Origin of the sequence: Phaeobacter sp. CAU 1743, assembly GCF_039839315.1 — a bacterium.
Taxonomy (GTDB): domain Bacteria; phylum Pseudomonadota; class Alphaproteobacteria; order Rhodobacterales; family Rhodobacteraceae; genus Phycobacter; species Phycobacter gallaeciensis_A.
The window spans coordinates 13,724-35,062 of sequence record NZ_JBDOQR010000017.1 but is presented as its reverse complement, the minus strand read 5'-3'; the positions used below and the strand labels follow the sequence as shown (position 1 = coordinate 35,062).

The following is a 21,339-nucleotide window of genomic DNA, read 5'->3' as shown; positions in this document are numbered from 1 at the left end:
GCCCCGCAGAGGATGCGGGGCCTTTTCTTTTGCTTGTCGTGAGGTGTGGCTCAGCGCAGGCGGCGCAGCAGTTTGAGCGAGGCATAGCCATCCGGGATCAGACCTTTGGAGGCCTGATAGCTGCGGATCGCGGCCAGCGTCTTGGGGCCGATCTTCCCATCGACGCCACCAGTGTTGAAACCGGCCCGCGACAGGCGCTGCTGCAGCTCCTTGCGTTCCCGGAAATTCAAGGAGCGGTCGCCGCGCGGCCATTTCGCCTGGATCGCCGGTCCGCCTGCGATGCGGTCGGACAGGTGCCCCACCCCAATCACATAGGCATCGGCAGCGTTATAGCGCTCGATGACCGAGAAATTCTTGAAGATCATGAAGGCGGCGCCATTCCCGCCGGCGGGCAGCAGGATCGAGGCCGTGCCATGGTTGGGAACGGCGCGCCCGTTGGTTCCAACGACACCCAGCCGGGCCCATTCCGCGGGGGGTTTCTTCACCGACCGGCTGGCCAGACCATAGTTGAACCCGCGCGGTAGCTGCACTTCGACGCCCCAGGGCTGGCCTTTGACCCAGCCGAACCGCTTCAGATAAGCGGCGGTCGAGGCCAGCGCATCAGAGGGGTCTTCCGACCAGATGTCGCGTTTGCCATCGCCAGTGAAATCCACAGCATAGGCCAGATAGGAGGTGGGTATGAACTGGGTGTGCCCCATGGCCCCGGCCCAGCTGCCGGTCATCTTGCGCGGGGCGACGTCGCCCGATTGCAGGATCTTCAGCGCCGCGATCAGCTGCTTTTCAAAGAACCGCCCGCGGCGACCGTCGTAGGCCAGCGTCGCCAGCGATTGAATGACGTTCATATTGCCGCGGTGGTTGCCATAGTTGCTTTCCATGCCCCAGACGGCGACCACGACCTCCTTGTCGACGCCATAGGTGGCTTCGATCCGGTTCAGCCGCCGCCGCTGTTCACGTAGGGCCTTTTTGCCGTTCTTGACCCGGGAGTCCGAGACGGCGCTGTCTAGGTATTCCCAGATCGTCTTGGTGAACTCGGACTGGTTACGGTCGCGGCGAATGACGTCGTTGTCATACTCCACCCCGCGAAAGGCGCGGTTCAGGGTCGAAGAGGAGATCCCCTGTGCCATGGCACGGCGCCGGAATCCGTTGATCCAGGCCTGAAAGCCACTGTTGGCGGCGACCGGCACCACCTGATCGTCCTGAACGATGTCTGGTGCCAGCCCGCTGGGGCGGCTCAGGGGGCGCAACGAGATCGCCGCCGCCAGCTGGTAAGAGCCATCAGCCGCCGCCGGGGCGCCGCGTTCGACCGGGCGCTCAGGGGGGCGCAGGGATTCGTCGGGTCCGGCCTGTGCTGCAACTGCGCCGGTCGCGGCAAGGGCTGCCGCCTTCATCCAGATCCGCATGGGAATACTACCTTGGTTCAGTGTCTGCTCAGTTTGAATGTAATCATTGCAGGTCCATCGCAAAAGGGTGCAATCGGCAGGCGCGCAAGGCGCCGCCGAACCGGCGTAGCAGGCCGGATCTATTGGCCGCTTTTACTTGCGGCGTTTGCGTTCGACTTTGCGCTTGGTCTTGGCGGCCTTGTGTTTGGATTTTGCCGCCTTGCGTTTGACGGTGCGGCCCGCCGGGCTGCGTCGCCCGCGCCCACTGCCACCTTTGGGCAGGGCCTGATCCTCGATCGACAACAGCTCCAGCTCCAAACCGCCGGTGACCGGCGCGGCCTGTGTCAGCCTGACGGTGACGCGCTGACCGATGGCAAGCGTGAGACCGGTATCGGCCCCCATCAGCGTCCCGGCATCAGCATCGAAATGGAAGAACTCGCGTCCGATAGTGCGCACGGGCACCAGCCCGTCGGCATGGGTTTCATCCAGTTTCACGAAGGCGCCGAACCGAGCAATGCCGCTGATCCGGCCGGTAAATTCATTGCCGACCCGTTCCGACAGGTAGGCCGCCAGATAGCGGTCCGTGGTGTCACGTTCCGCGATCATCGAGCGGCGCTCGGTCTCGGAAATATGAGTGGCGGTGTCGTCCAGCCGCTCGATTTCATCGGGGGTGAGACCATCCTTGCCATTGTCCGGCCCCCAGCCATGGGCGGTAATCAGCGCCCGGTGCACGATCAGATCCGCATAGCGCCGGATGGGGGATGTGAAATGCGCGTAGTTGCGAAGGGCCAGCCCGAAATGGCCAAAGTTTTCAGGGTTGTAATAGGCCTGCTGCATCGACCGCAGGGTCGAGATATTGATCAGCTCTGCATCGTCCGTGCCCGCCGCCGCATTGAGCAGCGCGTTCAGATGCCGGGTTTGCAGCACCTGTCCCTTGGCGAGGTTCAGACCTGCCGCCTGCGCTGTTTCGCGCAGCGCTTCCAGCTTCTCCGGCGCCGGTTCTTCGTGGACGCGGAACACCAGCGGGGTGCGTTTCTTGATCAGGGTCTCGGCAGCCGCGACATTGGCAAGCACCATGAATTCCTCGATCAGTCGGTGCGCCTCCAGCCGGTCACGGAAATTGACCGAGGCGACCTGGCCGTCGTCATCCAACACGATGCGCCGTTCCGGCAGATCCAGATCCAGCGGCTGACGCGCGGCGCGGGCCTTGGTCAGGGCGCGATAGGCGGCGTAAAGCGGCTTGATCACGTCCTCCAGAAGGGGCGCGGTCTTCTCGCTGGGGCGCCCGTCCATGGCGTCCTGCACTTCCTGATAGCTGAGCGCGGCGCTGGAGTTGATCAGCGCCCGCATGAAGCGATGGCCGACCTTGTTGCCCTCCGCATCGACCTGCATGCGCACCACCACAGAGGCGCGCGGCACGTTTTCATGCAGCGAGCACAAATCGCCCGACAGCCGGTCCGGCAGCATCGGCACCACGCGGTCGGGGAAATAGCTGGAGTTGCCCCGTTTGCGCGCCTCGCGGTCCAATGCGGAGCCGGGGCGCACATAGGCGGCCACATCGGCAATCGCGACCCAGATCACATGGCCGCCGGGGTTCTTGGGATCGGTGTCGGCCTCGGCGAAACAGGCATCGTCGCGGTCGCGCGCATCCACCGGGTCGATGGTGATCAGCGGCAGGTCGCGCAGGTCTTCGCGTCCTTTCAGGCCAATGGGTTTGGCGGCGTCCGCCTCGGCCATCACCTGATCGGGGAATTGGTCAGGAATGCCGTGCTGGTGGATCGCGATCAGCGATACCGCCTTGGGCGCTGATGGGTCGCCCAGACGTTCGACGACGCGCGCGCGCGGCAGGCCCAGACGGGTCTTGGGACCGGCCTGTTCGGCCTCGACCAGTTCACCATCCTTGGCGCCGCCCGTTGCATCCGGCGCCACGCTCCATTCGGTCGAGCTGGATTTGTCGATCGGAACGATCCGGCCCCCTTCGGCACCGGTGCGAAAGACGCCAAGCACCCGTTTGGGGTTGGTACCGATACGGCGGATCAGCCGGGCTTCGTAATTGTGATCCTCGCCTTTGACGGCGGTCAGCCGGGCCAGGATCCGGTCGCCTTCCCCCAATGCGGGATCCGAGGCGCGCGGCATCAGAAGGATAATGGGTTCCACCCCTTCGCCATGCCATTCCATCGGGCGGCCAAACAGATCGCCGTCCCGGTCCGGACGTTTGACCGTCAGGATGGTGACGGGCGGCAATTGTTCTGGATCGCGGTAGGTTTTCCTGCGCTTCTCCAGGTGCCCTTCGGCCTCCAGTTCCTTCAATACGCGCTTGAGGTCGATACGGTCAGCCCCCTTGATGCCAAAGGCCTTGGCAATGTCGCGTTTCGAGTTCTGGGTCGGGTGGGCGGAAATCCAGTCGAGGATTTCGGCCTTGGAGGGGATACGGGTCATATCCCCCGCGTATCATGACCCGAAGACAAGGTCATGATGAAAAGAGCGGGTCAGCTGCGGCTTTGGCGCAGATCTGCTGCCGTGTCCACGTCGTTCAGGATGTCTGTTTGCGCAATGCGCCACCCCGGAAGCGTCGCGACAGAATCGGCCAGCGCGTGCTCGCTGGACCAGCGCACGTTCTGAAACAGGGTTTGCGGCAGGCGGGCCGGGTGTTTTGCTCCGACCAGCCAGTAGCCGCCATCGGTGGCTGGGCCGAACACCGCATCCGAGTACCCCAGCGCGGCAAAGGCACGGGCGATATGGGCGCGGGTGATGCCGGGAATGTCGGCGCCGATCAGGCAGACAGGACCGTGCACCGGGGCGCGGCCTAGCCTATCGACCGGGACAGAGCACGCCGCCTTGAGCATCCGCTTCATGCGCTGTCCCAGATCGCCGCCGCCTTGCCGCAGACGCGGCAGATCAGCGCGCCAGACGCGGGAGGTGACGGCCCGGTCCGGGGCCACCGCCAGAACGATCTGCCAGCGTGGATCGCGCAAGGATCGGATCAATCGGGCCGATTGATGCCGGAACCACCAGGTGGCGGGGATCACGCCGATCCCCTGTCCCAGCCGCGTTTTGACCCTGCCCGGGCGCGGTTCCTTGATCATGATGACAAGGGTTTGGCGTTTCATCTTAGTTCAGGTCCAGAACCATATCACGGTGGTCGATCCCGGCGTCATCATAGACGGGGCCGGTGGCTGTGAAGCCCAGCTTTTCATAAAAGCCGAGGGCGTGCAGCTGGGCGCCCAGCTTGGCGCGGGACATACCGGGTGTCTGGCGGGCGATCTCCACCGCCTTTTCGATCAGCGCCTTGCCTAGACCGGTTCCCCGGCCAGCCTGTGTGACGCAAACCCGCCCGATCTTGGCGGTGTCACCGGCAAAGACGATGCGGGCGGTGCCGATGGGCTGTCCATCCTGCGTGGCCAGAAGATGCGTTGCCGCATCATCCAGCGCGTCGATCTCTTCCTCGACAGGTACGCCCTGTTCCGTGACGAAAACGTCGAACCGCAGGCGAAAACAGGCCTCGCGGTCCTCGGTGACCGCAATCTGCGCCGTCATGCGAAATAGTCTTTCAGGATGCGGGAATAGATGGCTTTCAGCTGGTGAATTTGGGCTATTTCGACGTTTTCATCCACCTGATGCATGGTCTTGCCCACGAGGCCGAACTCCACCACCGGGCAGTGCGATTTGACAAAGCGCGCGTCCGAGGTGCCGCCTGTGGTGGACAGCTCCGGCGTGACACCGGTTTCCGCCGCCACTGCGGTTGAGACCAGATCGGAGAGCGCGCCCGGCGGCGTTATGAAGCTTTCGCCGGAAATCTTGACCTGCATGTCGATGGTGGTGCCGAACTCGGCTTCGACCTTGTCGGCCTCTGCCCGCAGCCATTCCGTCAGGCTGGCGCCGCTGTGGGCATCGTTGAAGCGGATGTTCACGGTGGCGCGGCTTTGCGTCGGGATCACGTTGGTCGCCGGGTTGCCGGTGTCGATGGTGACAACCGCGAGCGTCGAGGCGTCGAAATGCTCGGTGCCCTGATCCAGCTCGTGACTGGCGAGACGGTCCATCAGCCGCGCCATGGCGCTCAGCGGATTGTTGGCCCGGTGCGGATAGGCGGAGTGGCCCTGTTTACCGGTCACGGTGAACCATGCCGACAGCGATCCGCGGCGCCCGATCTTGATCATCTCGCCCATGGTGTTGGGGCAGGTGGGCTCTCCTACCAGGCAGACCGACATGGCCTCCCCCTGTTCCTGCATATAGTCCAGCAGCGCGGTGGTGCCGTCCAGCGCATCGCCTTCTTCATCGCCGGTGATGGTCAGGATGACGGCGCCGTCGGGCCGGGTGGTCTGCACAAAATCGATGGCAGCAGCGGCAAAGGCGGCAACGCCCGATTTCATGTCGGTGGCGCCCCGGCCATAAAGGATGCCGTCTTTTTCCTCGGCGCCAAAAGGATCGACGGTCCAGGCCGCTTCATCGCCCACGGGCACCACATCGGTGTGACCGTTGAAGCCAAAGGTGCGGGCGTGGCCTTTTGCACCCCAGCGGGCAAACAGGTTGCTGATCCCGCCGCGGTCTGCCCGGGCGCAGTCAAAGCCTGCTGCGCTTAGAAGCTGTTCCAGCAGCTCCAGCGCGCCGCCCTCTTCAGGGGTGACCGACGGGCAGCGGATCAGATCGGCGGTCAGGCGGGCGGGATCGGTCGGGGACATGCGGTGGGCTCCTGAAATTCCGGTTTGTCATGGCCTAGCGTGGATCCCGGCAAGGTGCAAACCGCCAGAAGGTCGCCAAGGGGGCAGGTCATGGGACTGTGAAAGGGCGGAGAGGGGGCGAAACGTGGCGCAAAAAAGGTCATTTTGTGTACCCCCTTCAGAGGCGGGGACAGGCAAAAAGAATCGTGTTAATAATCCATTAACCAAGAAGACCTGAGGCAGGTCACCAACGCGCAGTACAGGTCCATGTGGCCACTGCATCCCGGAAAACAGGACCCGGAAGGGTCTTTACCCCGCATGGCGCCGAAAAGGCGTTTCAATGCGGCGGATGGTCTGTCTCATCGTTATGAGTGAGGGCAGGGCAATGGTGGCAGCGTCTGAACTGAACTACAATCTGGCGGTGTCTGCCGATCAGATGGCGGAAGAGATCTTTGGCACCGGCGTCACGGTGGTCAGCGCGAGCTATTCCGGCGACAGTCGTTCCTCTGCAATCTACTCGGGCGGCGATACAATAGCCCCCGCTGCAACGCCGGGCGATACGGGGGTGATCCTGTCGACGGGCCGCGCGGATGACTACACCAATTCTAGCGGCGAGGCGAACCAGCGGGCCAACCAGTCCACCAATACCAGCGGTGAGAACGACAACGCCGACTTTAATGCGGCTGCCGGCGCGCGGACCTATGATGCCTCCTATCTGGATGTGAGTTTCATTCCGGATGGCGAAGTGATGACGATGCAGTTCATCTTCTCCTCAGAGGAATTTCCGGAATACCAGGATTCGATCTATCAGGATGTGGTGTCCGTTTGGGTCAATGGCGAACAGGTGCAGTTGGAGGTTGGCAGCAGTACGGCCAATCCGGACAACATCAGTTCTACCAACAATCAGAACCTCTATCTCGACAATACCGGCGATGCCTATAACACCGAAATGGACGGGCTGACGCTCACCATGACGCTGACGATGGTGGTCAACCCGGATGAGGTGAACACTCTGCGCATCGGTATCGCCGATGTGGGCGACAACAAATACGATAGTAACCTTCTGATCGCTGGGGATTCGATCCAGACAGATCTGGTGGCGCAGACGGATCTGGCGCACGTGCAGGCCGACGGCAGCAAGACGATCGATGTGCTGGCCAACGATACAAATGTGTCGGGCAGCACGCTGACGATTACCCATCTGAATGGTGTCGCGGTCACAGCAGGATCGCTGGTGACGCTGAGCACTGGACAGACGGTCGAGCTGAACGGTGATGGCACGCTGACCTTGGTCGGGGATGGCGACGTGGAGGATTTCACCTTCACCTATACCGTCAGCAACGGGACCAATTCAGATACCGGGGTGGTGAATGCGACTTCGATCCCCTGCTTTGTTGCGGGGACGCTGATCCGCACCCCGCGCGGCGAAGTGCCGGTCGAGAGCCTGATGCCCGGGGATCTGGTCATGACCCGCGATGACGGGCCGCAACCGGTGCGCTGGACCGGATCGCGCCGGGTTGCCGGGACCGGGGAATTGGCACCGGTACGGATTGCTGCGGGCAGCTTTGGCGCGCACCGGACATTGTCCGTCTCTCCGCAGCACCGGGTGCTGGTGCGCGGCGCTGCGGCGGAACTGCTGTTTGGCGAACCCGAGGTTCTGGTGGCGGCGCGGGATCTGATCAATGACAGAACGGTCCGGCCCTCTCCCTGCCGCGAGGTGGAGTATGTCCACCTGATGTTCGACCGCCATCAGGTGATCTATTCTGAGGATCTGCCCAGCGAAAGCTTCCTGCCCGGTCCGGAAACCCCGAACCTGTTCGAACGGAGGGTGCTGGATGAAATCTGCGCCCTGTTCCCCGAGTTGGACCCGGAAACCGGCACCGGTTATGGACCTGCGGCCCGGCGGGCCCTGTCCGGGGCTGAGGGGCGTTTGCTGTCGGCTATGCAGATCGGCTGAGCAAGAAGTCTGCCTCCTGTGCCGCGCCATTGGGCAGGGCAGAGCATGACCCGAGGGGAGCGCGCGGCATCACGCTTGCGTGATGCTTTTATACCGCCTAAGACATTTCTGATTTCCTTAATCCAGGGTCGTGATTTCGACGTGTCTTTCCTCCGTTATCTTCTTTTGCTGGTGTTTACCCTCTGGGGACAGGTTAGCCTGGCCCAGATGCTGACGGTCAACACCGTGACGCGTCCGCCGTTTTCGATGGTCGAAAATGGGGTTGATACCGGGTTCTCCATCGAACTGGTGGAGGCGATGGCCGAGCGTCTGGGCTGGAACTACGAGATCAACCGGACCGAGACCTTTGCCGAGATGCTGGAGGGCGTGCGCAACGGCACGGTGGATATGGCTGCGGCCAATATCTCGATCACGGCGGCGCGCGAAACCGAAATGGATTTCAGCCAGCCAGTGTTCGAAAGCGGGCTGCAGATCATGGTGCATGCCGAGGACGTGCGGGCACCGTCGCTGTGGCGGGCCATGCTGTCCTGGGATCTGGCGATTGCCATCGGTCTGGCGTTCCTACTGCTGTTCGGGGGTGGCATGCTGATGTGGACATTCGAACGCCGCGCCCAGCCCTATTTCGACCGACCGCTGAAAGAGGCCTGGTTTCCGTCCTTCTGGTGGGCGTTGAATTTGGTGGTGAATGGCGGTTTTGAAGAGCGGGTGCCTCGCACTCCTATCGGTCGCCTGTTCGGGGTGCTGCTGGTGATTTCATCGCTGTTCGTGGTGTCGGTCTTTGTCGCAAAGATCACCACGGCGATGACGGTCGAGGCGATCACCGGCAAGGTGAATTCGGTCAATGACCTTTATGGCCAGCGGGTCGGCACAATCGAGGGATCCACGGCATCGGGATTCCTGCAGCGGCGGGATATCGATTTCTATGGCTACCCGGGACTGGAAGAGCTGATCGAAGCTTTTGAGGGGCGCAAGATCGACGCGGTGGTCTTTGACGCGCCGGTGCTGAATTACTACGTCACACACGAAGGCGAGGCCCACGGGCGCACCATCGGGTCTGCTTTCCTGCGGGAGAATTACGGTCTTCTGTTCCCGCAGGGCTCAGAACACACGGAAGAAGCCAACCGCGCCCTCTTGGCGCTGCAAGAAGACGGCACCTATGATCAGCTTTATAAACGCTGGTTCGGCGGATCGAGGTGATCTGGATCCCCGGGTACGCGTTCAGTGGATGGTGGGTTCTTCCCCGTCAAAGAACGGCGTCATCTGAGCGACGATGACGGCGTTCTCCGCCAGTGCGCGGTCCATCAACTCGCGCTCTTCCTCACCGATCTCGTGACCTTCGGCTTCGCGCTCGGCCAGGGTGCCATATCCGGTCACATCCAGCGGCGCGGTGTCGGCCTGTTTCAGGATCGCCACCGTTTCACGCACGGCTTCGGCTTCATCCACGCCGGAGGCATAGACCATCAGCGCAGCGCCCGAGGCGCCATCGGGCAGCCCGTCGCCTTCTTTGCGGCCAATCTGAACCAGCAGCGTATAGACCTGCTGGCGGGAGGGTTTCTTCTTTTCCATGGCGCAGGCCATACGCGGGGCGCGCTGCGCGGTCAATCGTCTTAGAGCCTGCAGAAGTGGTCTGCGCGGTTGTCATTTGCGCTGGTTTACCGATCCTCAACTCCGGGTCTGCTAAGGGAGGCGGGGCCGGTTCTCACGCGCCGGGCCGATTTTCTGTTTTGCTCATGCTTTTTCAGGACCGATCTTATGCCCATTGCATCCGAGTTGCCCGTCGATACCTCAGCCTCTGCGGCGCAGATGGCGGATGCGATGTTCGGCAGCGGAATTACCGTTCTCAATGCTAGCTACACAGGCGCCAAAGACGCCTCAGGCATCTATTCGGATGGCGACACGGTTGCCTCCGAGATCACCCCCTCGGACACCGGCGTGATCCTGTCGACTGGCAATGTGACGGATGTGACCAACAGCAGCGGTGACGTGAACACCAGCTCGCGGACCACGACGCGCCACGGAGAAGCGGGCGATTCCGACCTGACCGATCTGGCGGGTATGCAGACCTATGATGCGGCGGTGTTCGAGGCGAATTTTATTCCGGCGGGCTCGACGCTGACCATGCAGTTCGTGTTCTCCTCGGAAGAGTATTTGGAGTACGTCAACAAGGGGTTCAACGACGCGGTCGGGGTTTGGGTCAACGGCGAGCAGGCCGAGCTGACGATCGGCAGCGGTGACATTTCTATCGACAATATCAACGATGGATCGAACCAGGATCTTTATGTCGATAACAACCAGCATGACGACACCTACAATACCGAAATGGACGGCTTCACCATCACGTTGACGCTGACCGCGCCGGTCAAGCCGGGGCAGGTGAACTCGATCAAGATCGGCATCGCGGATGCGGGTGATGATAAATACGATTCCAACCTGCTGATCGCTGGGGACTCTATCCAGACCGCGCTGGTGGCAGGGGATGACGCAATCACGCTGGATGAGGGCAGTTCGGACACGCTGGATGTGCTGGCCAATGACAGCCACACGCCCGGCACGACGCTGACCATCACCCATATCAACGGCCAGCCGGTGGTGGCGGGCAGCACCGTCACCCTGTCAGGCGGCCAGCGCATCACCCTGAATGACGATGGCACCTTTGACATTGCCGCGCAGGATGATGTCGACGATCCCGAGACCACGACTTTTACCTATACGGTTGCCGATGGGCTGGGGAATACCGACACGGGTCTGGTGAAAATGACCACGGTCCCCTGTTTCGTGGCCGGGACGCTGATTGATACCGCTGCGGGACCGCAGCCGGTGGAGAAGCTGGAGCCGGGCACCTTGATCCATACCCGTGACAATGGATTGCAGCCGCTGCGCTGGATCGGCCGCAGCCACCGTCGCGCAGAGGGCGCCGATGCGCCGGTTGTCCTGGCCGCAGGCGCGCTGGGCGATCATGCTGCGCTAGAGCTGTCGCCCTGCCACCGGGTTCTTGTGTCCTCGGATCGGGCAGAGCTGTTGTTTGGTGCGCCGCAGGTTCTGGTCAAGGCCAAGGATCTGGTCAACGGCGACAGTATCCGCATGCGCCGTGATGGCGGCCCGGTGACCTATGTGCACCTGCTGTTTGACCGGCACGAGATCATCCGGGGCAACGGGTTGGAGAGCGAAAGCTATCATCCCGGCCTTGAAACCGCTGCCAGTTTTGATGGTGAAACGCGGGCCGAGATCCTGCACCTCATCGGCGGCGACTGGTCCGCCTACGGCCCTTCTGCCCGTCCGGCGCTGAAAGGATACGAAAGCCAGCTACTGCTGAAGGCTGGCTAAGGTTCAGGTGCTGGATCAGTACTGGGTGCGCATCCGGTAGCCCGGGTGAAAATGCATCCTAACAAAGGTCACCGGCTGCTCCTGAAACCAGGTTGCCCGTTCCATGAGGAACAGCGGCGTGCCCTCTTGCGTGCCAAGGAACCCGGCCAGCGCCGCATCCGCCGCCACCGAGGACAGGGTGATTTCAGCATTGGAAAAGGGGACCCGTGACAGCAGCCATTCATTCGGCCCGGTCTGCGAAAAATCAGCCTCCGCGACATCCGGCACCGCGTCGATATTGATCCAGCGGTCCTCGAACTGAAAGGGGCTGTTGTCGGCGTAATGCATGCATTGCAGATGCAGGACCTCTGCCCCCGCCATCAGCCCCATCTGCGAGGACAGCCACCCCGGCGCGGGCACGGCGGCACGGCTGACCAGCCAGTAGCGATACACCGCATTCATGTCCTCGACCTGCTGGCGGGTCACGGTGATTTCCAGCCGCGCCTGTTTCACCGGCGCGATGGCAACGCGCGTGCCGCTCTTGCGCTTGCGGTCGATGATACCCCGCTCGGCCAGTTCGCGCAGCGCGCGGTTCACCGTGGCGCGGGCGCAGCCGAATTCCTCGGACAACTCCTGTTCAGTGGGGAGTAGGGCACCCTGATCCCAAACCCGGTCCTGAATGCGGCGCAGCACCTCGTCCCGGATATCCTGAAAACTGGTTTTCTTTTGTGGCTGCACCGGCTGTCCTGCTGCTGGTTGTGGCGAAAGGGTCGATCCGTTCTCGGCGCCCGGGCGCGTTTTGTAAAGTCGCGCGGTCAGAGTGCGGCGCGCAAGGACTGCACTGTGTCGCGGAAGGCAGCCAAAATCTGCTCCCGGCCCACGTGGCGCCCTTGTTTCACCTGATGACGTCCGGCGCTCCAGACATCGGTGATGGCGCCGTCACCTGCGGCGAAGCACAGACCGTCCAGCAGTTGTTCGGGCGTCAGCGCACAGAGAGCAGGCAGAGAGGTGTCGACGGCAATAAGATCGGCCAGCGCCCCGGTTTCGATCTGTCCGGCGGCGCGGCCCAGCGCCTGCGCCCCGCCCCGGGCGGCGCCCAGATACAGGGTGTCACCGACGGATCCCGGTCCCGGGGTCATCACGTTGCGGGCCAGATCGCGCAAGCGCTGGGAATACTCCAGCTGGCGCAGCTCTTCGGGCAGGGCGATGCGGATATTGGAATCCGATCCGATCCCGAAGCGCCCGCCATGGGCCAGATATTCCGCCCCATTGAAGGGGCCATCGCCCAGATTTGCTTCGGTGATCGGACAAAGCCCCGCAACCGCGCCCGATGTGGCCAATACCCGGGTTTCCGCCTCGGTCATATGGGTGGCGTGGATCAGGCACCAGTCCTTGCCCACTGGCGCGTTGTTCAGCAGCCATTCGACAGGACGAGCGCCCAGCCAGTCTTGGATGTCCTTCACCTCGGCGGGTTGTTCGGCGATATGGATATGGACCGGCGCGCCGTCTTGGATCTTCAGGACCTCTGCCAGATCTTCGGGGCTGGTGGCGCGCAAGGAGTGCGGAGCGATGCCAACGCGGGTGTCGGCGGGCAGGTTTCGGTCAGCATTTCTGCGAACCTGCGCCACAAGATCGGCAAACCCGTCCACCGAATTGCCGAACCGCAATTGCCCACCTGTCAGAGGCTGCTGCCCAGCCCCGCCATAGGAATACAAAACCGGCAGATGCGTCAGGCCGATACCGGTCTCGCCAGCGGCGGCAAAGACCCGATTGCTCAACTCCGCAGGGTCGTCATAGAGGGTGCCGCCGGGTTGGTGGTGGACATAGTGGAACTCACCCACGGCGGTGTACCCGGCCTCAAGCATCTCCATGAAAGTCAGCGCAGCGATGGCCTGATACTGCTCAGGGCTGAGGTGGTCGAGAAAGCGATACATCAGCTGTCGCCATGTCCAGAAACTGTCCTGCTCGGCGGCGCGGTATTCGCTCATCCCCGCCATCGCCCGCTGAAAACTATGCGAGTGCAGGTTGGCCAGCCCCGGCAGCAGCGTGTCGACGCAGGTATCCCCATCGCCGGGCGTCGCATTGGCGGTGATCTTTGCAATGGCTCCATTCTCAATCCTCAGCCGGACGTTCTGAACCCATCCCGATGGGGTGCGGGCCTGCCGTGCAAAAATTGTCTGCATCTGATCACCTTATGTATAGACATAATATGAATATGCTCATATCAATCCTGCATCAAGAACTTTGTGAGGGGCTGATGACTGACGTATCCCGATACGTGCTGACCGGAGGACCTGCTGCCACGCTGGTGGAGGGGGACGCGCCTTATGGGCTGATTCCCGCAGCGGCTGTCGCCATCAAGGATGGCCTGATCGACTGGATCGGAGCCGAGGCAGACCTGCCTGATACCTACGCAGACTGGGACCGGCAGGATCTCGAAGGGCGGCTGCTGACGCCCGCGTTGATCGACTGCCATACCCACCTGGTATTCGGTGGTGACCGGGCGCAGGAGTTCGAAATGCGTCTGAACGGCGCATCCTACGAAGAACTCGCCCGTGCCGGGGGCGGCATCGTCTCGACCGTTTCGGCCACTCGCGCCGCGTCAGAACAGGAATTGGTTGCGAGCGCCCTGCCGCGTCTGGATTCGTTGATCGCCGAAGGGATCACCACGGTCGAAATCAAATCCGGCTATGGGCTGGACCGCGAGGCTGAGCTGACAATGCTGCGCGCGGCCCGTCGGTTGGGGCAGATGCGTCCGGTGACAGTCATCACGACCTTTCTGGGCGCCCACGCCGTGCCGCCGGAATACAGCGGCCGCGCCGGGGCCTATCTGCAGGAGGCCTGCCTGCCCACCCTGCGCGCGGCCCATGATGAAGGGCTGGTCGATGCGGTGGACGGGTTCTGCGAAAACATCGCTTTCTCCCCGGCAGAGATCGAACAGGTCTTTGCCTGCGCGCAGGAACTGGGCCTGCCGGTCAAGCTGCACGCCGAGCAGCTGAGCCATCAGGGCGGCACCGCGCTGGCCGCGCGTTATGGGGCGCTGTCGGTCGATCACCTTGAATATGCCAATGCGGCGGATGCTGCGGCAATGGCCGGGGCAGGCAGCGTCGCGACCATCCTGCCCGGTGCCTATTACACGATCCGGGAAACCCAGGCGCCGCCCATCGCGCTGTTTCGTGACCACGGCGTGCCGATGGCGCTGGCAACGGACTGCAATCCCGGTTCCTCGCCGATGACCTCGCTCCTGATGGCGATGAACATGGGTTGCACCCTGTTCCGCATGACCCCGGAAGAGACACTGGCCGGGGTGACCTGCCACGCGGCCCAGGCGCTGGGCCTTTCGGACCGGGGCCGCATCGCAGCGGGCCTGCGCGCCGATCTGGCAATCTGGAACGTCAGTCGCCCGGCCGAGCTGTCCTATCGCATCGGTTTCAACCCGCTCCACGCATGTATTTTCGAAGGCAGACCATGATTGAGATGACCCCGGGCGCGGTGACGCTGCAAACGCTCGAAACCCTGTATCGCTCTGACACCCCGGTCCGGCTGGACCCGGCGGCGCGCTCCGCTGTCGAGGCTGCGGCCCGGATGGTGGCAGAGGCCGCAGCGGCTGATGCGCCGATCTATGGCATCAACACAGGATTTGGCAAACTCGCCTCGACCCGGATCGCGCCGGAAGACACCGCCACGCTGCAACGCAATCTGATCCTCAGCCATTGCTGCGGTGTCGGCGATCCGCTGCCTGCAGACCGCACCCGCTTGATGATGGCGCTCAAACTGCTCTCGATGGGACGGGGCGCCTCCGGTGTGCGCTGGGCGGTGATCGCCCAGATCGAGGCTATGCTGGCATGCGGGGTCATTCCCGTTGTGCCCTCGCAAGGCTCTGTCGGCGCCTCGGGCGATTTGGCACCGCTGGCGCATATGGCGGCGGTGATGATCGGCGAAGGCGAGGCCACCTATGACGGGGCGCGCATGCCCGGCGCCAGGGCGCTGGAACTGGCGGGGCTGGAGCCGATCGTTCTGGGGCCAAAGGAAGGGCTGGGCCTGATCAACGGCACCCAGTTTTCCACCGCCTGCGCTCTTGCCGGATTGTTTGATGCCTGGCGTCTGGCCGAAGCCTCCATCGTGGTGGCGGCGCTGACAACGGATGCGATCATGGGGTCCACCGCGCCGCTGATCGCGGATATTCACGCACTCAGGGGGCATGCCGGACAGATCGACGTGGCCCGCGAGATGCGCGCCATCATGAGTGGCAGCGAGATCCGTGAAAGCCATCGCGATGGCGACAGCCGTGTGCAGGATCCCTATTGCATCCGCTGTCAGCCGCAGGTGCTGGGCGCGGCGCTGGACGTGCTGCGGATGGCTGCCGCAACGCTGGAGATCGAGGCAAACGCCGTCACCGACAATCCGCTGGTGCTGGTCGAGGCCGGAAAGATCGTGTCGGGCGGCAACTTCCACGCCGAATACGTTGGCTTCGCCGCTGATCAGATTGCCCTCGCTGTGGCGGAGATCGGTGCCATCGCGCAGCGCCGTGTGGCGCTGATGGTGGATCCGTCGCTGTCCTTTGACCTGCCGCCCTTCCTGACCCCCGATCCGGGGCTCAATTCCGGTTTCATGATTGCCGAGGTCACGACGGCGGCCCTGATGAGCGAGAACAAGCATCTCGCCAATCCCTGTGTCACCGATTCCACCCCTACCTCTGCCAATCAGGAAGATCACGTGTCGATGGCCGCCCATGGTGCACTGCGGCTGGGGCGGATGAACGCGAATCTGTCTGTGATCCTTGGCGTCGAATTGCTCTGCGCCGCCCAAGGGGTGGAGGCGCGGGCGCCGTTGGTGACCTCTGACCGGCTGACGGAGGTGCTGCAGGCGCTGCGGGCGGAGATCCCGCCGCTCGCCGAAGATCGCTACCTCGCCCCCGAGATTGAGGCCGCCAGCGCCATGATCCGCAGCGGTGACATCGCCCGGGCCGCCGGAACCGAGGTGGTGCGATGATCGAGGTTACCCGTGGCTCTTCCCCTTTGGTGCTGGGACTGCCGCATACCGGCACCGACGTCCCGGAGGGCATCCGGGCGGGGCTGAACGAGGTGGGCCGGGCACTGGCCGATACCGACTGGCATATTCACGACCTTTACGCCGGGCTGGTGGAGGGGGTCACCACGGTACGCACCCCGGTCCATCGTTATGCCATCGACGTGAATCGCGATCCGGCGGGAGTGAGCCTTTATCCCGGACAGAACACCACGACGCTGGTGCCGCTGACCGATTTTGACGGTCGCCCGATCTGGATGGCAGGGGCGGAGCCGGACGAAGCAGAGATTGCCCGCCGCCGCGACGCCTATCATGCGCCCTATCACGCCGCGCTTGCGGCAGAGCTGGAGCGGGTCAGGGCACAGCACGGCTTTGCCATTCTCTATGACTGCCATTCGATCCGGGGCGAAATTCCCTTCCTCTTTGACGGGCCGCTGCCGGATTTCAACGTGGGCACCAATATGGGCACGACCTGCGATCCGGCGATCGAGGCGCTGACCCTGGCCCATTGCGAGGCAGCAGAAGGCTACACCGCGATCCTGAACGGGCGCTTCAAAGGTGGCTGGACCACCCGCCACTATGGTCGCCCTGTAGAAGGCCTGCATGCGATCCAGATGGAACTGGCGCAGCGCTGCTATTGCCTTAAACAGGCGCCCTGGACCTATGACAACGCCCGCGCTGACCGGCTGCGGGCGCATCTGAGCCGCATTCTGACCGATCTGAAAACCTGGAGGCCGACATGAGCGATCCCCGCAAGAACAACCGCGATATCTATCCCCCCACCGGCCCCGAGATCAGCGCAAAAAGCTGGCTGACCGAGGCGCCGCTTCGGATGCTGATGAACAACCTGCATCCCGACGTCGCCGAAAACCCGCACGAGCTGGTGGTTTATGGCGGCATTGGCCGCGCCGCGCGGACCTGGAAGGACTTCGACCTGATCGTCGACAACCTGCGCGCGCTCGAAGAAGATCAGACCCTGCTGGTGCAATCGGGCAAACCAGTTGGCGTCTTCCAGACCCACAAGGATGCGCCGCGCGTGTTGATCGCCAACTCGAACCTTGTGCCGCATTGGGCGAATTGGGACCATTTCAACGAACTCGATAAAAAGGGGCTGATGATGTACGGCCAGATGACCGCCGGGTCCTGGATCTACATCGGCACCCAAGGCATCGTGCAGGGCACCTATGAAACCTTTGCCGAGGCAGGTCGTCAGCACTATGGCGGCGATATGCGTGGCAAGTGGATCCTGACCGGCGGCCTTGGCGGTATGGGCGGGGCTCAGCCTTTGGCGGCGGTTTTTGCGGGTGCCTGCTGTCTGGCGGTGGAATGCAACCCCGACAGCATCGATTTTCGCCTGCGCACGAAATACCTCGACGAGAAGGCCGAGACCCTGGACGAGGCCCTGGCGATGATCGACCGCTGGACTGCCGCCGGAGAGGCAAAATCCGTTGGCCTTCTGGGCAATGCGGCGGATGTCTTTGCCGAGTTGGTTGCCCGCGGCATCCGCCCCGATCTGGTGACCGACCAGACGTCGGCCCATGACCCCGTAAACGGTTACCTGCCGCAGGGCTGGACCATGGGCGAGTGGAAGCAGAAGCGAGAAACAGACCCTAAAGCGGTGGAAAAGGCCGCCCGTGCCTCGATGAAGGTGCAGGTGGAGGCGATGTGCCAGTTCCACGCGATGGGCATTCCCACCGTCGATTACGGTAACAACATCCGCCAGATGGCGCTGGAGGAGGGGCTGGAAAACGCCTTTGACTTCCCCGGTTTCGTGCCTGCCTATATCCGCCCGCTGTTCTGCCGGGGCATTGGTCCCTTCCGCTGGTGCGCCCTGTCGGGCGATCCCGAGGATATCCGCAAGACCGACGCCAAGATGAAAGAGCTGTTCCCCGAGAACGAAGGCCTGCATCGCTGGCTGGATATGGCAGAGGAGCGGATCGCCTTTCAGGGCCTGCCTGCGCGGATCTGCTGGATCGGCCTTGGCGACCGGCATCGGGCCGGGCTGGCCTTCAACGAGATGGTTCGCAATGGCGAGTTGTCGGCGCCGGTCGTCATCGGCCGCGATCACCTCGACAGCGGCTCGGTCGCCTCGCCCAATCGCGAGACGGAGGCGATGATGGATGGATCCGACGCGGTGTCGGACTGGCCGCTGCTGAATGCGCTGCTCAATACCGCCTCGGGGGCGACCTGGGTGTCGCTGCACCATGGCGGCGGGGTTGGCATGGGCTTTTCGCAGCACTCCGGCGTGGTGATCTGCTGCGATGGCAGCGAGGACGCCGACCGCCGTATCGCACGGGTGCTGTGGAACGATCCGGCCACCGGCGTCATGCGCCACGCAGATGCGGGATATGAGATCGCCAAGGACTGCGCGCGTGAGCACCAGCTGAACCTGCCGGGTATCCTGTAACGAAAAACGCGCCCCGGAGGGGGCGCGTTTCAAACAGTGCCAGTCAAGGCCGGGATCAGTCGCGCAGCAGCTCGTTGATGCCGGTCTTGGAGCGGGTCTGCGCATCGACGCGCTTCACGATTACCGCACAGTAAAGGTTGATGCCGTTCTTCGACGGCATGGAGCCGGAAACGACCACCGAATAGGGTGGCACTTCGCCGTACATGACTTCTCCGGTTTCACGGTCGACGATCTTGGTCGACTTGCCGATGTAGACGCCCATGCCCAGCACCGAGCCTTCGCGCACGATGCAGCCTTCGACCACCTCGGAGCGGGCGCCGATGAAGCAGTTGTCCTCGATGATGGTCGGGCCGGCCTGCATGGGTTCCAGAACGCCGCCGATGCCGACGCCGCCCGACAGGTGAACGTTCTTGCCAATCTGCGCGCAGGAGCCGACGGTGGCCCAGGTGTCGACCATGGTGCCCTCATCGACGTAGGCGCCGAGGTTCACGAAAGAGGGCATCAGGACCACGCCCGGCGCGATAAAGGCGGATTTGCGCACGATGCAGTTCGGCACGGCGCGGAAGCCTGCGGCCTTCCACTGGTTTTCGCCCCAGCCCAGGAATTTGCTGTCGACCTTGTCCCACCAGCCAGAGCCCTGCGGGCCGCCGGACTGGATTTCCATGTCCTTGATGCGGAAGCCCAGCAGCACGGCTTTCTTCGCCCACTGGTTCACGTGCCAGTCGCCATTCTCCAGCTTTTCGGCCACGCGCAAGCTGCCGCTGTCGAGCGCGTTAAGCGTATCCTCGATCGCTTCGCGGGTTTCACCGGTGGTGGCGGGGGTGATGGTGTCACGAGCCTCCCAGGCGGCTTCGATTGCGGTTTCCAGCTGTGCGTTGGACATGCGTGTATCTCCGGCAAGAATGTCGTTTCGCGCTTTCATAGCGGTATTCGGGAGGAAGGTCATGTGCGGATTGCGGTGAAACAGCGGCTTTGAGCGTCCTCAGACGATCTATCGCACCCGGCGCAGGTGGCGGCGCAGGATTTCGCAGGCCGCTGCCGCATCGCGGCGCATCATCGCCTGCACGATGGCGGCGTGGTCCTTGTCGGCGCGCTGCCGCCACTGGTGCTGCCAGTTGGCAAACAGGTGCCGCGCCGCTGCGATATGCAAATCGTCGATCGAGGCCAGCAGCCGCGGCATCCCGCAGGGCGCCAAGATGATGCGGTGGAACTGCCGGTTGAGCCGTTCCCAGCTGGCCATGTCCTCGGCCTCGTCGCAGGCGATGCGGGCGTTGTCCGCAGCCTCGATGTCCGTATCGCTCAGCCGGGGAAAGGCATGGGTCAGCGCCAGCACCTCCAGCGCCACCCGCATTTCGATCACCTCGCGGATCTCGGCTGGATCCAGCGCGCTGACGCGGGTGCCCCGGCGCGGCTCTGACCGTGCCAGCCCGTGCGCCTCAAGCCGCAACAGCGCCTCGCGCACTGGCACATGGCTGGTGTCGAATTCGCGGGCGATGTGGTCCTGACGCAGCTTTTCGCCCGCGGGCAATTGCCCGGTGACGATGCGCTCGCTCAGCGCACTATAGATCCTGTCTGCGATCGTGGCGGTCATGGCCCTGCGATAGGGTGCCTTTGGCCCTGCCGCAAGCCTTAGCCCTGCGGCTGAAGCGGATCTGGGGCGATATTGCCACCACAGACCAGCACAGCCACACGTTCGCCGGGGTCAGGCTGGTAGGCGCCGGACATCAGCGCCGCCAGTGCGGTTGCGCCCGCCGGTTCGGTCAGGATGCGCCGCTCGCGCCACAGGGCATACTGCGCGCGGGTGATGGCCTCGTCCGGAACCGTGACCGATGTGACGCCGCGCGCCTGTGCCAGATCATAGCAGATCGACCCAATGCGTTTGGCGCCAAGCGCGTTGGCGGCGACGCCTGAAACCTCAACATCGATTGGTGCCCCGGCGGCAAGGGCGGCATTGAGCGCGCAGGAGGTGTGAGGTTCGACCGCGACGATCTTCTTGGTGCCATTGAACCAGGCCAGTGCGCCGGCGATCAGCCCGCCACCGCCGACCGCGATCACCACGGTGTCGGCTTCCAGTCCCTGATCCTGCCATTCGGCGAAACAGGTGCCCTGACCGGCCACGGTGCCGGGCGCATCATAGGCATGCACCTGCATGGCGCCTGTTTCCTGTTCATAGGCCTGCGCCAGTTCCAGCGCATTGGCATAGGCGCCGGGCACCACCTGAAGATCGGCGCCGGTGTCGCGGATCAGTGAAATTTTCGCGGGGCCTGCCATCTCGGGCACGTAGATGCGGGCGCGATGACCCAGTTTGCTGGCGGCATAGGCCACTGCCGCGCCGTGGTTCCCGCCCGAGGCTGCGACGATGCCTGCATCTGGAACATCACAGCTGAGCAGGGTGTTGAAGGCGCCACGCGCCTTGAAGCTGCCGGTGTGCTGCATGTGTTCAAGCTTCAGCTCGATCGGCCGGTCCAGATCAAACCCTTTCGTCTGCAACACGGGGGTCACCTGCACGTGGTCCCGAATGCGCTCTGCCGCTGCTGCGATATCGCCTGTCCAATCCATGTCGTCCGCCTTTTCTTGTCTTTCGGCGGGAGACTACGCCAGTTCGCT

General features: G+C 63.3%; 18 protein-coding genes. 7 read left to right on the top strand and 11 right to left on the bottom strand.

Translation table 11 applies throughout. The features are described 5' to 3' along the window. Positions 1-50: 50 nt before the first annotated feature. The 5 genes from AAFO90_RS08905 to dapE all read right to left on the bottom strand — a co-directional run bounded on the left by AAFO90_RS08905 (position 51) and on the right by dapE (position 6,058). Positions 51-1,400, bottom strand: coding sequence for a lytic murein transglycosylase (locus tag AAFO90_RS08905; RefSeq protein ID WP_347509176.1), 1,350 nt, complete (start codon positions 1,398-1,400; stop codon positions 51-53). A gap of 132 nt (positions 1,401-1,532) precedes the next feature. After that, on the bottom strand, positions 1,533-3,818 hold the full coding sequence (gene rnr / locus AAFO90_RS08900; protein ID WP_347509175.1) for a ribonuclease R: 2,286 nt from the start codon (positions 3,816-3,818) through the stop codon (positions 1,533-1,535). Positions 3,819-3,868: 50 nt separating this feature from the next. After that, complete coding sequence (locus tag AAFO90_RS08895) at positions 3,869-4,489, bottom strand: TIGR04282 family arsenosugar biosynthesis glycosyltransferase (protein ID WP_347509174.1); 621 nt, start codon at positions 4,487-4,489, stop codon at positions 3,869-3,871. 1 nt (position 4,490) lies between these two features. After that, entirely contained in the window at positions 4,491-4,916 is a 426-nt protein-coding gene (locus AAFO90_RS08890) for a GNAT family N-acetyltransferase (RefSeq protein ID WP_347509173.1), read from the bottom strand. Beyond that, the gene (dapE, locus tag AAFO90_RS08885) at positions 4,913-6,058 is read right to left on the bottom strand and encodes a succinyl-diaminopimelate desuccinylase (RefSeq protein WP_347509172.1); all 1,146 of its coding nucleotides are present in this window, start codon (positions 6,056-6,058) and stop codon (positions 4,913-4,915) included. The genes AAFO90_RS08890 and dapE overlap by 4 nt, the downstream gene beginning before the upstream one ends. A 364-nt stretch (positions 6,059-6,422) precedes the next feature. Here dapE and AAFO90_RS08880 point away from each other — a divergent pair, with 364 nt between their 5' ends. Next, complete coding sequence (locus tag AAFO90_RS08880; protein ID WP_347509171.1) at positions 6,423-7,994, top strand: Hint domain-containing protein; 1,572 nt, start codon at positions 6,423-6,425, stop codon at positions 7,992-7,994. A 207-nt stretch (positions 7,995-8,201) separates the two neighbouring features. Continuing rightward, positions 8,202-9,191: a transporter substrate-binding domain-containing protein gene (locus AAFO90_RS08875; protein ID WP_347509212.1), complete on the top strand. Its 990-nt coding sequence runs from the start codon at positions 8,202-8,204 to the stop codon at positions 9,189-9,191. Between the two features lie 21 nt (positions 9,192-9,212). On the opposite strand, the gene AAFO90_RS08870 is transcribed toward AAFO90_RS08875, so the two are convergent. Further along, entirely contained in the window at positions 9,213-9,560 is a 348-nt protein-coding gene (locus AAFO90_RS08870; RefSeq protein ID WP_065273666.1) for a hypothetical protein, read from the bottom strand. A gap of 186 nt (positions 9,561-9,746) precedes the next feature. Between AAFO90_RS08870 and AAFO90_RS08865 the strand changes: the two genes are divergently transcribed. Then, positions 9,747-11,318 (top strand): choice-of-anchor L domain-containing protein, encoded by a 1,572-nt coding sequence (locus tag AAFO90_RS08865; RefSeq protein WP_347509170.1) that lies wholly within the window; start codon positions 9,747-9,749, stop codon positions 11,316-11,318. A 15-nt stretch (positions 11,319-11,333) separates the two neighbouring features. Here AAFO90_RS08865 and AAFO90_RS08860 read toward each other — a convergent pair whose 3' ends face one another. Together AAFO90_RS08860 and AAFO90_RS08855 are read right to left on the bottom strand one after the other, a co-directional pair. Next, positions 11,334-12,035 (bottom strand): GntR family transcriptional regulator, encoded by a 702-nt coding sequence (locus AAFO90_RS08860; RefSeq protein ID WP_347509169.1) that lies wholly within the window; start codon positions 12,033-12,035, stop codon positions 11,334-11,336. A gap of 77 nt (positions 12,036-12,112) precedes the next feature. Continuing rightward, complete coding sequence (locus AAFO90_RS08855) at positions 12,113-13,480, bottom strand: formimidoylglutamate deiminase (protein ID WP_347509168.1); 1,368 nt, start codon at positions 13,478-13,480, stop codon at positions 12,113-12,115. Between the two features lie 74 nt (positions 13,481-13,554). On the opposite strand from AAFO90_RS08855, the gene hutI reads away from it, so the two are divergent. Genes hutI through hutU form a run of 4 tightly spaced genes read left to right on the top strand, consistent with a single transcriptional unit; the run spans position 13,555 to position 18,732 of the window. After that, positions 13,555-14,769, top strand: coding sequence for an imidazolonepropionase (gene hutI / locus AAFO90_RS08850; RefSeq protein ID WP_347509167.1), 1,215 nt, complete (start codon positions 13,555-13,557; stop codon positions 14,767-14,769). Then, positions 14,766-16,289 carry a histidine ammonia-lyase gene (gene hutH, locus AAFO90_RS08845; protein ID WP_347509166.1) on the top strand — a complete coding sequence of 508 codons (1,524 nt, stop codon included), beginning with the start codon at positions 14,766-14,768 and terminating at the stop codon, positions 16,287-16,289. Before hutI ends, hutH begins: the two co-directional genes overlap by 4 nt. Beyond that, a complete protein-coding gene (gene hutG, locus AAFO90_RS08840) occupies positions 16,286-17,068 on the top strand; it encodes an N-formylglutamate deformylase (RefSeq protein WP_347509165.1) in 783 nt (260 codons plus the stop codon). The genes hutH and hutG overlap by 4 nt, the downstream gene beginning before the upstream one ends. Further along, positions 17,065-18,732, top strand: a complete 1,668-nt coding sequence (gene hutU / locus AAFO90_RS08835; protein WP_274835451.1) for a urocanate hydratase — start codon at positions 17,065-17,067, stop codon at positions 18,730-18,732. The genes hutG and hutU overlap by 4 nt, the downstream gene beginning before the upstream one ends. Positions 18,733-18,787: 55 nt before the next feature. On the opposite strand, the gene dapD is transcribed toward hutU, so the two are convergent. From dapD to AAFO90_RS08820, 3 genes are all read right to left on the bottom strand, one after another. Then, the gene (gene dapD / locus AAFO90_RS08830; RefSeq protein WP_347509164.1) at positions 18,788-19,615 is read right to left on the bottom strand and encodes a 2,3,4,5-tetrahydropyridine-2,6-dicarboxylate N-succinyltransferase; all 828 of its coding nucleotides are present in this window, start codon (positions 19,613-19,615) and stop codon (positions 18,788-18,790) included. A gap of 108 nt (positions 19,616-19,723) precedes the next feature. Beyond that, positions 19,724-20,323: a GntR family transcriptional regulator gene (locus tag AAFO90_RS08825; RefSeq protein ID WP_347509163.1), complete on the bottom strand. Its 600-nt coding sequence runs from the start codon at positions 20,321-20,323 to the stop codon at positions 19,724-19,726. A gap of 38 nt (positions 20,324-20,361) precedes the next feature. Further along, positions 20,362-21,291 carry a threonine/serine dehydratase gene (locus AAFO90_RS08820; protein ID WP_347509162.1) on the bottom strand — a complete coding sequence of 310 codons (930 nt, stop codon included), beginning with the start codon at positions 21,289-21,291 and terminating at the stop codon, positions 20,362-20,364. Positions 21,292-21,339 lie beyond the last annotated feature (48 nt).